We start from the raw sequence: 13,111 nt of genomic DNA, 5'->3' as shown, positions 1-13,111 counted from the left end.
CGCATGATAACATAATTATGCGGACGAAGAAGGGAAGGTCGGTCAGCGCCGCTCGATCGCGACGGTCGCCGAGCGGGTGATGCCGAAACTGTGGATCGCCATCGAATGTTTGCCCGCGCCGCCCGCCACGATCACGACGACATCTTCGGGGCTGTTGACCAGCGGCACCATCTCGTCGGGATCGTCGATATTGATCTGCCTGGGATCGATGTGGCGCAGCTTGTCGACCGCGCGCAGCTTGGCCGCGGGATTGCGCGCCTTGGCGAACAGATATTCCTGCACCTTGCGCACGTCCCAGCCCGACCGCGCAATCGTCTGCGCATGTTCGGGGCCGAGCACGAGCACGATCTCGCCGCCCGACAAATAGGCGTTATTATTGCCGATCGTCGCGAAAGTGTCCGCGCAGGTGGTGAGCACCGAGGCGGCATGGGTGCTGCGATGGTCGTTAATCTCATGCGGAGCCTCTGCGCCGAAGATTGTGACCGTGCTTTCCTCCGCCATGTACCCCCGCCGGACGTGCAGCGGGGCGAAGGGACTGGCCGCCTCATTCTCCGCGATGCAAAAGCTGATCTTGCCCGGATGGCCGTGGGTCGCGCGGTCGCCATGGCCGGGCGTGCCGCCGCCGATATTGACCATGCACAGCCGCACCGCGCGGCCGATGGTCTGGTTCGCGCGCCACCCCTGGCCAAAGACATTATAGCCCGAATTGAGCTTCAGTTCCTGCACGATCGGGCCGTTGACGACGAGCATGGCGGTAACGGGATGCGTGGTCGTGTTGATCGCGTAGCAATTGACCTGCGGGTCCAGCAGTGCCTGAATGGAGGCAAGGATCACTGGGAAATATTCGGGCAGAGCACCCGCCATCACCGCATTGACCGCGATCGACGCGACGGTGGCGTCGCAATAAGCGGGCGGGAACGCGCCCAAATTGGTGTCGGGGGCAAGATGAGTGGCGGCCAGCATCCGCTCGACGCGCGCGCGGGTGGGCGGCACCACCGGCAAGCCGTCGGTCAGCCCCTCGCCATAGAGGCGATCGTTGCAGGCTTCGAAATCGGCGGAAATGTCGAGGACATCGAGGGGCAGGGTCATAGCGCGCACACCAGCCCTTCCTTGCGATCGGCGGCGTCGCGGGTGATGTAACGGTTGGTGAAGCTCTGTTCGACGTCGCGGGCGTCGCCGGTCAGCGCGGCGACGATGCCGCCGGCGGCGTCGCGCGCCTTAGCCCGTGCTTCGGGTTCGAGATTGTCCCCGATCGGATGCGGCACGGTGACGATCGGCAGGCCGGGCAGGCCCTTGGCGATTGCGTCGAACTGGCCGAGCGAGGCGAATTCGTCGGTGTTGATGGTCGCGACCGGGATTCCGCGTTTCTCCAGGTCCACGCTGTCGTGAATGCACCAGGAGGTGCAGGATCCGCAGTCGCCATAGGCGTTGATCACCGCGTCGACGCCGTCCACCAGCCGGTCGATATAGCCATAGCCGCTGGCGGGCCGCGCCGTGTCGGGCTTTTGCAACCGCAGCACCACGGTCGCGCCATATTCGGCCTCCAGCACCCGGCCCAGTTCATCGAGCACGATGTCGGCGTTCGCCTTCTTGTTGTCGAGCAAGCCAATGCGCTTGCCGCGCAGGTCGGTCAGACGGGGCGCAATAGGGGAAATACTATAGTTGGCGCGTCCCTTTGGGCTTAGAATATCGTTAGCGGCGCTGTCAGCCATATCCTGCTCCTTGGCCTTTTCGGCGTTATTCAGAGGGTCGGGTACCGAAGCTAAAATCGATCCGATAATTTGTCAAACGATCGATTGGATAATTCGGCGTGCGTAACATATGCGTGATGACTGATGCGTCATGCTGGTTCCGCCGATGGCGCTCCGCCTATCACGCAGAGATGCGGATCATCGACAGCCAAATCCACATCTGGGGCGAAGACCGGCCCGATCGCCCCTGGCCCGCCGAGCGGGCCGGGCATCCGCAGCGCGACCAGCCTTTCTCCGCGGCCGACGCGCTGGCGGAAATGGATGCGGCGGGCGTCGATGCGGCGATTCTGGTCCCGCCATCCTGGGAAGGGGATCGCAACGATCTCGCCCTTGCGGCGGCGGCGGCGCACCCGACGCGCTTCGCGGTCATGGGCCGCTTGCCGCTTGAAAGCCCGGACTGGCGCGACAGCCTGTATGCGGCGAGCGCGATCCCGGCCATGCTGGGCTTTCGCCTGACCTTCCACACGCCGGCGCTGGCGGCGCGACTCGCCGATCCCGACGATCCGCTCTGGTCCGCCCTGATCGCGGCGGGCAAGCCGGTGATGCTTTCGCTGCCGGGTATCGGCGAAAAGGCGGCGGCGATCGCCGCGCGCCACCCCGAGCTGCGCATCGCGATCGATCATTGCGCACTGCCGTCGGGCAGCAAGGGCGCGCAGGCGATCGCCGCGCTGGACCGACTGACGGCGCTGGCCGGCTTCCCCAATATCGTCGTGAAATTATCGGCGCTGCCTTGCTATGCGGATGACGGTCCCCCGTTCCGATCGCTGGTCGATCCGGTGCTGCGGCTGATCGATGCGTTCGGACCGCACAGGCTGATGTGGGGGTCCGACCTGACCCGGCTGCCCTGCGCTTATGCCGCATGTCAGCGCTTCTTCGCGCAGACGCTGCCGATCGACCGTCAGACGCGGCGGCTGATCCTGGGCGGTGCGCTGCTCGACTGGTCGGGATGGCGGCTGCCATGAGTCCGACGCCGGTCGCCTGGCTGGCGCCGGCATCGGCGGCGATGGCAGAGTTCGTCGCTGCCCGCTGTCCACCGGAGCTGAGCCTGCTAACCGCCGCCCCCGGCGATGACGTGGCGCGGCGGGCGATGCTGGCGCAGGCGCAGGGTGCGATCACCGGGGGGCATTTGTTCACCGCCGTCGAATTGATCGAAGCGTCGGCGATGCGCGCGGTGCAACTGGTGGGGGTGGGCTGGCAGGACCGGGTTCCCGTGGCCGCGATGCGCGACCGGGGTGTTCGCCTGGCCATTTGCCCGCTCGGCAGCGCGCAGGCGGTGGCTGAACATGCGGTGATGCTGATGCTGGCGGTGCGACGCGGGCTGGTGCAGGTAGATCGCGCGATGCGGGCAGGCCGGTTCGATTCCGCTGGGCAGCGACTGACCGCGCACCGGCTGGCGGGAAGTATGATCGGCCTGGTGGGCATGGGCGCGATCGCGCGGCGTCTCGCGGCGTTGCTCGCGCCGTTCGATGTGACCTTGCTTTATTGGAGCCGCACCCGGCTTGCGGCGGAGCAAGAGGCGGCATTGCGCCTGCACTTCGTTGCGCTGACCGACCTGCTGGGTGCGGCCGATATTGTCAGCCTGCATCTTCCCGGCGGTGCGGAAACACGCCATCGGATCGGCGCGCGGGAAATCGCGGCGATGAAGCCGGGGGCGGCAATCATCAATACCGCGCGCGGCGCATTGATCGATCAAGACGCGCTGGTCGCCGCACTGCGGGCAGGGCGGCTAGGTGGCGCCGGGCTGGACGTGTTCGATCCCGAACCACCTGCGCCGGACGACCCGCTGCTCGCGCTCGATAACGTCATTGTCACGCCGCATTGCGCCTCGGCCCAAGTCGAAACCTTTGCCGACAAGCTCGACTTCTGCTTTGCAAATCTCGCGCGGCTGTTCGCGTCCGGGGACTGGAACGCCGAAATCACATTATAGGCGAGGGATTCAGCCGGGCAGGGTGCCGGTGCGCGCCGTTTCGGTAATACCATAGCCCGCCTCGGCCGGGATGCAGACGAAGGCGCCATCTTCGCGTTGAACAAATTGCGGCAGGACGGTGAAGCGCGGGCGGGCGCTGGCGGCTTCGAGCGCGTGGGCGAGACTGTCGCTTTCGGCGAGGCGCGTGAGGTTCAGCCGGGTGGCGAAAGGCAGCGCCGGCTCGGCATCGAGGACATCGCGCGGGCCGCGCCATTCCAGCGCGACGGTTTCCGCGCCGTCGCTACAGGCATGATCGCAATCCGGCGCGGCCAACAAGTAAAAATGCGTGTCGAACCGCTTGGGCGCCTTCTCCGGCGTGATCCAGTGGGCGAAATGCACTAGCCGGTCGAGCGGCAGCACGCCGCCGGAGGCGCGCACCACGTTGATGAACGGCGCATTTGCGGTGTCGGGCTGGAACGTCGTTACTGCACCGTCAGCGTCGAGGATCGCCAATATGCCGGTCTCCTCGAACGTCTCGCGCAGCGCCGCGATGCGCAGGTCGCGCTCCGCGCCGTCCGCGCCGGACCAGTCGATCAGGCCGCGCCACGCATCCGCGCCATCTTCGTCGGACAGGACGCCGCCGGGGAATACCAGTGCGGAGGCGAAAGTGCCCCGGCTGTTGCGGCGGACCATCAGCACTTCGAGCGGCGCTTCGCGCAACAGCAGCAAGGTCGCGGCGGGGCGCGGTGTGGCGGGTATGTGGGCTTCGGTCATGGCGCGAGCATAGGGACCGTATCCGGGCCTTGCCACTCCACGCCCCATATCATCCGATGCATGATGACAGGCCCCGCAGCATCACGCGGGTGAGGCCATCGGCAATGCTCGCATAATCGCGCGGCGGCCCCTCGACATAGAATTGGGTGAGCGCGCGCAAGGTCGCGACGAAGGTCAGCGTTGCCTGGCGCGGCGTGAGGTCAGGATGCAGTTCGCCCGCCGCCGCGCCCTGCTCGAACAATGCGACCAGCTCGCTGCGTACACGGCGCGACACCGCATCGATCAGCGCGAGCTGCTCTGGCGACAAATTGCTGCGCTGCTCGAAATAGACGTGGCGATAATCGCTATAGACTTCCAGATCCTGGACATGGCCTTCAAGGATCGCCGACAGCCGCGTCGGCATCGCGCCATGCGTCGCCATCACCCGCTCGATGCGGATGGCCGATTGTTCCGCGCCGGCCAGGCAGACTTCAAACAGCGCGGCCTGTTTGGAAGGAAAATAATGATAGAGGCTGGCCGCGTTGATGCCGGCGCGTTCAGCGAGGCCGCGGATGCTGGTGCCGTGATAGCCATCCTTCGCAAACATCGCCGCCGCCAGATCGAGCATTTCGCCACGCCGTGTCGGCGAGACCGGACGCCCCCTGCCGCGCGGTGGTGCGGCGGCATCGGACAGGGGTTCACCGGACTTTTGCATAATTACCCAATCGATCGTTTGACAAAATAGCCACTCCTTCTATCATCGGGGCACGACATGGCAAAATTGCGAGGATTCGACGATGGCAACGATGCTCAAGCAGGATAGCAATATCCAGCCAGCCTATACTGGTCCGATTTTCGACTGCGACACGCATCTCTATGAAGTCGAGGATAGCTGGAGCCGCTATCTGCCCGCCGAATATCGCGATCGCTGGTCGGTCCGCTTCCGCACCGGCGAGGATGGGCAATATGCCCTCTATGTCGGCGACAAGAAGGTTCATGTCTCTTCCGAAATCTACACCGAGGATGGCCGCGTGCCCCCGCCTGGCAAGTTGCACGAATGGCTGCGCGCCATGAAGGAGGGGAATGAGAATGTCGATATGCGCATTCCCCGCACGCCCGACATGTACGAGCGCGACGCGCGGATCGCGAAGATGGATGAGTTCGGCGTCGAGGGTGCGATCCTGTTCGTCGGGTCGATGATCGCCTCGATTAGCTATCTGGACGAGTCCATCCCCGCTTATGAAGTGACCCAGGCCTATAATCGCTGGTTCCTTGAGGATTGGGGGTTCGCCTACAAGAATCGCATCTTCGCGACACCTTTGCTATTGCTCGAAGATCTGGACCGCGCCGTCGAACAGGCGAAATGGGCGGTGGAAAATGGCGCGCGCGCGGTGTTGATCCCGATGGGTCCGATCAACGGGCGCTCACCCGCAGACACTTATTTCGATCCGGTGTGGTCGATCCTGAACGAGGCGGGTGTGGGCATCGTTTTCCATGTGTCCGAAGCGATCTATATGAAACATCATATGAATGTGTGGGGCGAGAAGGTGCAGCAGTCGCGCGTGCGACAGACTGCGTTCGTGTGGATGCACGGTTATTCCGAACGGCCGGTGGTGGAGACCATCTCAAGCTTCATTTTCTGGAATTTCTTCGCGCGCTTTCCGAAGATCAAGCTGATGTCGGCGGAAAATGGTGCCGAGTGGGTGCCATCGATGCTGATCAAGATGGATAAATGTCGCGGCATGGCGAAGAACGGCTTCTGGCCGGCGGGGCAGCTCAAGGACCGGCCATCGCGCATCTTCAAGCAGCATGTGTCGGTCGTCGCCTATCCGGAAGATGATTTGAAATCGATCATCGAGCAGACCGGTTCGAGCGAATATCTGGTCATGGGGTCCGACTACCCGCATCAGGAAGGGGTGGAGCGGCCGGCGCTGTTCGCGGAGGAAGCGTGCGGCGGACTCGATGGCGATACCGTTCGACAAATCATGTATGAGAACGGCAAGCGCTTCATCTTCGGCTGAACCCTCACTAGAACCCAAAGCGATCCGGCGCTCCGCGATATGCAGGGCTGACGGCGCATTCCCATAAGCTGGCGAAGAGGGGCTTTCTGATGACGCAAACGCGCAAATGGCTGAAATCCACCGAGACCATTACCTTCGACGTGCGCGATCATGTCGCATGGATCACGCTCAACCGGCCGGACAAGCGCAATACGCTCAGCAAGCAGTTGCTGACCGAAGTGCATCAGGCGCTGCTGGAAGCCGACGACCTGGCCGATGCGCATGTCATCGTGTTGCAGGGCGAGGGCCGGGATTTCTGCGCGGGCTACGATCTGGGCGGCAGCTATGGCGGGGGCAAGGATGAGGAGCCGGAATATGATGCCGCCCTCTATCGCAGTCGCAACGGCACGATCGACGATGATTGCTGGCATCTGGAGCGGCAGCAGGCGCTGACCGCGATCCTGCTGGACCTGCACAAGCCGATGATCTGCAAGGTGCAGGGCTATTGCCTGGCGGGCGGTACAGACCTTGCTTTGTCCTGCGACATCATCGTCGCGGCGGACGACGCCAAGATCGGCTTCCCGGCGGCGCGCGCCAACGGCACCCCGCCGACGAACCTGTGGCTCTATCATGTCGGGCCGCAATGGGCGAAGCGGATGCTGTTCACCGGTGACACGCTGAAGGGCGCGGACGCCGCGCGCATCGGCCTGGTGCTCGACGCCTATCCGGCGGAGGAACTGGACGCCGTGGTGGCGGAAATGGCGCGCCGGATCGCGTGCGTCGATGCGGAAATTCTCTCGACTCACAAGCGTGTCGTGAACATGCAGCTTGAGTTGATGGGCGCCAAGACCAGCCTGCGCTTCGCTGCGGAAGCCGATGCGCGCGCGCATCTGGCGCAGGGGCCGCTGCGCACGCAGTTCCGCAAGGATGTCGGCGAGGTCGGCCTGAAGCAGGCGCTCAAGAATCGCGATGCGCTGTTCGGCGACAGCGTGGTAAAGCTCAGCACATTGGGCTGAGGCGGTGGTGTCCATCACAAGAGTGATAAGCATGACCGAAGCGGGCGTGAGCATATTGCGCCCGCTTCCGGTCGGCTAAGGGTCTGGCATGGAAACCATCGGCGATCTGATCGAACATAATGCCCGTTATTTCGGGCCTCTCGAAGCCTTTCTCTACGAGGGGCGGCGTCTGACCCATGCGCAGTTCGCGGACCGGTCGCGCCGGCTAGCGGCGCAGCTTTACGCCGCCGGTATGCGGCGTGGCGACCGCATCGCGATTCTGGCGATGAACTGCCAGGAGACGTGGGATATTTTCGGCGCGGCCGAGATTGCCGGCTTCGTCGCGGTGCCGGTCAATTTTCGACTCGCCGCCGCCGAAGTCGATTATATGCTGCGCGACATCCAGCCCAAGGTGGTGGCGGTGGAGCCAGACCTGGCCGGGCTTGCCGAAGGGTTTCGCGCGGCGCATCCCGGCCTGACCTGGCTCGAACTGGCCGGCGGTAGCAAGATCGAATGGGCCAAGCCATTCGAGGCGTTCGTCGCGGCGGGCGACCCGGCCGGGCCGCCGATCCGGTCGCGGCCGGAGGACATCGTCTATCTTTATTATACCAGCGGCACGACCGGCCGGCCTAAGGGCGCGATGGTTACCCAGCGCGCGGCGCTGGCGGGGGCGGAACTGACCGCGACCGAGACCGAGATCATCAAGGGCGGCAGCTGGCTGGTGCATTCGCCGCAATTCCACAACGGCGCAAACGGCCCGCGCCTGGCCCAGCAATTGCGCGGCGGGCGCACGGTCCTGCATCGCAGCTTCACGCCGGAGCGCGCGCTCAAGGATATTCAGGACGAGAAGATCAACGGCACGATGACGGTCGGCACGATGTTGCAGGCCGTGCTCGACGTGGCGGGCAATTACGACCTGTCGTCGATGCAGGCGTGGATGGTCGCTGGTGCGCCGGCCTCGCCCGAACTGATGCGACGGGCGATCGCACAGCTCGGCAAGATTTTCGTGATCCAGTACGGCATGACCGAGGGCCGGGTGGCGGGCATGTATCGCTATGAGGTCGATCCCGACGCCGGGCCGAAGGCGGCCACGCGCCTGCGTTCGGTGGGGCGTCCCTCGCCGCATGTCACGGTGCGGATCTGCGACGATGACGGCAACGATTGCCCGACCGGCGTGTCGGGCGAGGTGGTTTTCCGATCGCCCAATCTGTTCTCCGGCTATTGGAACAACAGCGCCGCCACGATCGAGGCGCTGCGGGACGGCTGGATGCATTCGGGCGATGTCGGCTATTTCGACGAGGATAATTTCCTCTATCTGGTCGACCGCAAGAAGGACATGATCATATCGGGCGGCGAGAATATCTACAGCCGCGAGGTCGAGGACGCGCTGCACAAGCATCCCGACGTGATCGAGGCGGCGGTCATCGGCATTCCTGACGAAAAATGGGGCGAGGCGGTCAAGGCCTATGTCATTCTGGCAGCGGGCGTATCCGCCACCGAAGAGGCGATGATCGAACATAGTCGGTCGCTGATCGCGCGCTACAAATGTCCAAAATATGTCGAGTTCGTCACTGTGCTGCCGCGCGTGGCGAACGGCAAGATCGACAAGAAGGTGCTGCGCGCGCAGGTCGCGGGCTGATGGCCGGGCGGCTGGAGGGCAAGGTCGCCATCGTCTTGGGCGCGTCGCGTCGCGACAATATGGGACAGGCGATCGCCGCGCGCTTCATCGCCGAGGGCGCGAAGCTGGTGGCGGCGGGGCGGACCGCTGGGCAGGAGTCCGAACTTGCCGCCTTCGCCGCGCGCCACGGATGCGAGGCGATGGCGTGCGACGTGACGCGCAAGGCGGATCTGCGCGCGCTGGCGGGCTTCGCGCGCGAGCGATTTGGACGGCTCGACATTGCGGTGAATGCGGCGGCAACCGGACAGTCCGCGCCATTCCTCGAAACCACCGAGCGCGAGATTGACGAGATGAACGCCATCATCGTCAAGGGCGGCATATTCTTCTATCAGGCGATGATCGAGGCGATGCCGGAGGGCGGCGCTCTGCTCGTCATTTCGTCCGCTGTGGCCGATATCATGTTCGCCAACCATGCGCCCTATATGGGTGCGAAAGCAGCGCTGAACCAGATTACCCGCGCAGTCGCCAACGAGTTTGGTGCGCAGGGCATCCGCGCGAATATCGTGTCGCCCGGCTTCACCGTGACGCCGATGTCAGCGAAGATGCTGCGTCCCGGCACGATCGAGGCGTTCGCGCGCGAATATCCGCTGGGCCGCATCACCACGATCGACGACATCGCTAATGCCGCATTGTTCGCGGTGAGCGACGAATGTTTCATGACCGGCGAGACCTTCCATGTGACCGGCGGGCTGCGTTTGCGGCGCAATCCTACGCTGCCGGAGATTGCGGCGTCTGTCGCAGCGGCGGCCGGGTCTTCCGCCGACTGATTTTCCCTGTTTGTCGTGATTTCCGAGCCGCCAGATGAGTCCATCTGGCTCGAAATCATTTTAGCGATCACGCATGTGATGATGGCGCGCGTTGCGCCGCAGCCAATGATCTGCCATTCATCCTTTTAAGACATCTGTCTCAAAAATAAGATGAATGATCGGAGAGGCTGTGATGAAGTTCGCGTCCGACGAGGATGAGCGTTTCCGCGATCGGCACCGCCGTTCGCTGTCACGGCCGTAAGTTCTGATTATGGCGGCAAATCCTGATATGCTGAACGGCGCCGTGCCGGCAGGTTCCCGGCCCAAGGACTCAGCAATGCGCGCCGAATGGCGCGCGCATTGGCCTGCGGCGCTGACCGCGTCGATCGGTGTCGCGACCGGCTATTCGATGTTCCAATATAATGCGAGCCAGTTCATCCAGCCCTGGCAGCAGGCGTTCGGGTGGAGCCGGGGCGAGATCGCGATCGCCCAGAATGGCTTGATCGTGGCGGCTTTGCTCTCGCCCGTGGCGGGTATGCTGCTCGATCGCTATGGCGTGCGCCGCCCTTTGCTCGCAGCGATCGTGGCGACGGTGCTGGCTTATGGCGCAATGGCGCTCAATAATGGCAGCCTGGCGCTGTTCTACGGCACATATTTCATTCTCCAGATCGTTGGCCTGCTGACGACGGGCCTGGCGTTCACCCGCGTGGTCGCGGAGCGTTTCGACGCATCCTGCGGGCTGGCGCTGGCGAGCACGCGCATCGGCCTGTCGCTGTTCGGCATTTTCCTGCCCAGCCTGCTGCATTCGGTCATTGCCGGCTATGGCTGGCGCAGCGGCTTCCTGCTGCTCGCGGCCATCTTGCTGCTGGTGGGATTGCCGGTCAGCTTCTTCGGGGTCAGGCCGGTCAAGCGCGCGGCGGGTGGTGTTCCGGCCGCCGATCATAGCCGGCCGACCCGCGTGATTGGCGGAGCAATCGGCTGGCGCACGATCATGATCTGTCTGGCGGCGGGTTTCGGCTATGCGCCGATCACCGCGATCCTCAGCCAGCTTCAACCGCTGCTGACGGGCAAAGGGCTTGCCGGAAGCGAGGCGGCGATGCTGACCGGTCTGCTGGCCGGATCGGTGATTCTGGGCGTGGTCATCACCGGGCTGCTCGTCGATCGTATCTGGGCGCCACTGGTCGCAGCGGTCGTGACGCTGGCGCCCGTGGGTGGCCTGCTGATCCTGCTGCTGGATGACCCGTCGCTGACTCTGCTGGCGGCGGCGGTGACGTTGATCGGCATGGCGCAGGGGGCGGAGATCGACCTCGTGGCTTTTCTGGTGCGCCGCTATCATCCCCTCAATCATTATTCGCGCATTTATGGCCTGACGATCCTGTGCAACATCCTGTTCGGCATCGTCGGACATGTCGGCATGGCCTTCGTCTACGATGCCACCGGTGACTATCGCATCGGCCTGCTCGCCTGCATCGGTTCGCTGATCCTGTCGGTCGCCGCCTTCCTGGCGCTCGGACGCTATCCCCAACTCCAGACGCAAAGGACGCCATGATGACAGAGCAGATAGCCTATGGCGATGCCGGCCCGAACTTCGGCAGCGTGCCCAAGCCCGATCATGTGCCGGACGCGCATGTCGTGGATTTCGACTATCGCAATCCCGAAGGGATAGAGGAGGGGGTCTATAACGCTCTCGCGCGGCTCAAATCGGGGCCGGACATCGTCTGGACGCCGCGCAATGGCGGCCATTGGGTGGTGACCCGCGCCGACGACATTCGCTGGGTGCAGGAAAATTTCGCGACCTTCAGCCATGAGGTCTTCAATATTCCGCGCGGCCTGACGCCGATGATCATGCCGCCGCTGACGGTCGATCCGCCGAACCATGCGCGGTATCGCGCTATCCTCAATCCTGCCTTCACGCCCAGCAAAGTCGCCGGACTGCACGACAAAATACGCGCGCTGACCGTCGAACTGATCGAACAGATCAAGCCACACGGCGGCTGCGAATTTGTGAGCGAATTCGCGCGGGTGATGCCCGTCAGCATCTTCCTTGGCATCGTCGATCTGCCGATCGAGCGCCGCGCCGAATTCGTCGAATGGGCGGTTCGCTGGATGCAGGCGGAGAATATGGAAACCCGCTTTCGCTATCTCGGCAAGATTTCCGCCTATCTGCGCTCGGTGCTGGATGAGCGCGCCGCCGCGCCGGGCGGCGACCTGCTCAGCCGGATCGTCAAGTGGCGGGAAAATCCCCGCTTCGCCAAGGAGGAAGAGGTTATGGGCATGGCCCTGCTCGTCTTCTTCGGCGGACTGGACACGGTGGCGAGCATGATGTCGTTCATCACCATGCATCTGGCGCAGCATCCGGAAGATCGGCGGAGATTGATCGCGGAACCGGACCTTATCGAACGCGCGGCCGAGGAATTTCTCCGCCGTCACGGCCTGTCGAACACTGGCCGACTGATCCTCCACGATGTCGAGCGCAAGGGAGTGACGATGAAGAAGGATGAGATGATACTGGTGCCGATCGGCCTGTCGGCCATCGATGAGCGTAAGCATCCCAATCCCTTCACAGTCGATTTCGACCGCGCGGAACTGTTCGACGATGCCGGGCAGCCTGCGCACAACACGTTCGGCAACGGGCCGCACAAATGCGTGGGCGCCCCGCTCGCGCGCGCGGAGGTTCGCATCTTCCTGGAGGAATGGCTGGCCCGCATCCCCGATTTCCGGCTCGACCCGGACAAGCCGGCGGCAACCCATGCTGGCAGCGTCAATGGCGTGACGACGCTCAATCTGCTGTGGGACGTCGCATGACTGCGCCGGCGCATTTGCCGCTGGACGGCCTCTATCAGCTTGGCTTCACCACCCGCGACCTGGAACGCGCGCAGCAGTTGCTCGGCGAACGCTATGGCATCAGCCGCTGGCGCGTGCGGCAGCCCAATCCCCGGATGCGCACGGCGCACGCTTATGCCGGGGAAAGTATGATCGAACTGATCGAACCGAGCCCGGAAGGCGACCGCCTGTATCTGGACCATATGCCGCAAGGCGATGGTGTGGCGCGATTGCACCATCTGGGGCGGCGGATCGCCGATGCGCAGGCATGGGAACGGCTGGAACAGGGCATTGCCGCGCTGGGCCTCGCCGTGCCGATGGGCGGGTCGGTGATGGAGGGCGACCTCCATTATGCCTATGTCGATACCCGCGCGGATCTTGGCATTTATTCCGAATATGTCTGGCTGCAGGGCAAGGCGCTGTCGCTTTACGATGACATTCCGCGCGACTGAGGGATCA

Annotated in this window: 13 protein-coding genes; 9 read left to right on the top strand and 4 right to left on the bottom strand. The window is 63.9% G+C overall.

What is annotated here, in order from left to right:
* Positions 1-42: 42 nt before the first annotated feature.
* Entirely contained in the window at positions 43-1,089 is a 1,047-nt protein-coding gene (locus tag IWY39_RS19560; RefSeq protein WP_107123791.1) for a hypothetical protein, read from the bottom strand.
* Complete coding sequence (locus IWY39_RS19555; RefSeq protein ID WP_107123792.1) at positions 1,086-1,712, bottom strand: UGSC family (seleno)protein; 627 nt, start codon at positions 1,710-1,712, stop codon at positions 1,086-1,088. Before IWY39_RS19555 ends, IWY39_RS19560 begins: the two co-directional genes overlap by 4 nt.
* 116 nt (positions 1,713-1,828) lie before the next feature.
* Here IWY39_RS19555 and IWY39_RS19550 point away from each other — a divergent pair, with 116 nt between their 5' ends.
* Positions 1,829-2,713, top strand: coding sequence for an amidohydrolase family protein (locus IWY39_RS19550; RefSeq protein WP_107123793.1), 885 nt, complete (start codon positions 1,829-1,831; stop codon positions 2,711-2,713).
* Positions 2,710-3,678, top strand: a complete 969-nt coding sequence (locus IWY39_RS19545) for a 2-hydroxyacid dehydrogenase (RefSeq protein ID WP_181316593.1) — start codon at positions 2,710-2,712, stop codon at positions 3,676-3,678. The genes IWY39_RS19550 and IWY39_RS19545 overlap by 4 nt, the downstream gene beginning before the upstream one ends.
* Before the next feature lie 9 nt (positions 3,679-3,687).
* Here the strand turns inward: IWY39_RS19545 and IWY39_RS19540 are convergent, their stop codons facing one another.
* Positions 3,688-4,431: an NUDIX hydrolase gene (locus IWY39_RS19540; protein WP_181316594.1), complete on the bottom strand. Its 744-nt coding sequence runs from the start codon at positions 4,429-4,431 to the stop codon at positions 3,688-3,690.
* A 49-nt stretch (positions 4,432-4,480) separates the two neighbouring features.
* A complete protein-coding gene (locus IWY39_RS19535; protein WP_107123796.1) occupies positions 4,481-5,125 on the bottom strand; it encodes a TetR/AcrR family transcriptional regulator in 645 nt (214 codons plus the stop codon).
* Positions 5,126-5,207: 82 nt separating this feature from the next.
* Between IWY39_RS19535 and IWY39_RS19530 the strand changes: the two genes are divergently transcribed.
* The 7 genes from IWY39_RS19530 to IWY39_RS19500 all read left to right on the top strand — a co-directional run bounded on the left by IWY39_RS19530 (position 5,208) and on the right by IWY39_RS19500 (position 13,104).
* Positions 5,208-6,431, top strand: a complete 1,224-nt coding sequence (locus tag IWY39_RS19530; RefSeq protein ID WP_107123797.1) for an amidohydrolase family protein — start codon at positions 5,208-5,210, stop codon at positions 6,429-6,431.
* Positions 6,432-6,520: 89 nt separating this feature from the next.
* Positions 6,521-7,426 carry a crotonase/enoyl-CoA hydratase family protein gene (locus IWY39_RS19525; protein ID WP_107123798.1) on the top strand — a complete coding sequence of 302 codons (906 nt, stop codon included), beginning with the start codon at positions 6,521-6,523 and terminating at the stop codon, positions 7,424-7,426.
* Positions 7,427-7,514: 88 nt separating this feature from the next.
* Positions 7,515-9,044 carry a class I adenylate-forming enzyme family protein gene (locus IWY39_RS19520; protein WP_107123799.1) on the top strand — a complete coding sequence of 510 codons (1,530 nt, stop codon included), beginning with the start codon at positions 7,515-7,517 and terminating at the stop codon, positions 9,042-9,044.
* Positions 9,044-9,850 carry an SDR family oxidoreductase gene (locus IWY39_RS19515; RefSeq protein ID WP_107123800.1) on the top strand — a complete coding sequence of 269 codons (807 nt, stop codon included), beginning with the start codon at positions 9,044-9,046 and terminating at the stop codon, positions 9,848-9,850. Before IWY39_RS19520 ends, IWY39_RS19515 begins: the two co-directional genes overlap by 1 nt.
* A gap of 316 nt (positions 9,851-10,166) precedes the next feature.
* The gene (locus IWY39_RS19510; RefSeq protein WP_181316596.1) at positions 10,167-11,378 is read left to right on the top strand and encodes an MFS transporter; all 1,212 of its coding nucleotides are present in this window, start codon (positions 10,167-10,169) and stop codon (positions 11,376-11,378) included.
* Positions 11,375-12,634, top strand: coding sequence for a cytochrome P450 (locus tag IWY39_RS19505; RefSeq protein ID WP_229380580.1), 1,260 nt, complete (start codon positions 11,375-11,377; stop codon positions 12,632-12,634). Before IWY39_RS19510 ends, IWY39_RS19505 begins: the two co-directional genes overlap by 4 nt.
* Positions 12,631-13,104, top strand: coding sequence for a VOC family protein (locus IWY39_RS19500; protein ID WP_181316598.1), 474 nt, complete (start codon positions 12,631-12,633; stop codon positions 13,102-13,104). Before IWY39_RS19505 ends, IWY39_RS19500 begins: the two co-directional genes overlap by 4 nt.
* Positions 13,105-13,111 lie beyond the last annotated feature (7 nt).

Source organism: Sphingobium sp. JAI105, from assembly GCF_015752145.1.
GTDB classification, from domain to species: domain Bacteria; phylum Pseudomonadota; class Alphaproteobacteria; order Sphingomonadales; family Sphingomonadaceae; genus Sphingobium; species Sphingobium xenophagum.
Note: the sequence above shows the minus strand (reverse complement) of the source record. Positions and strands in the feature narration are given on the sequence as shown.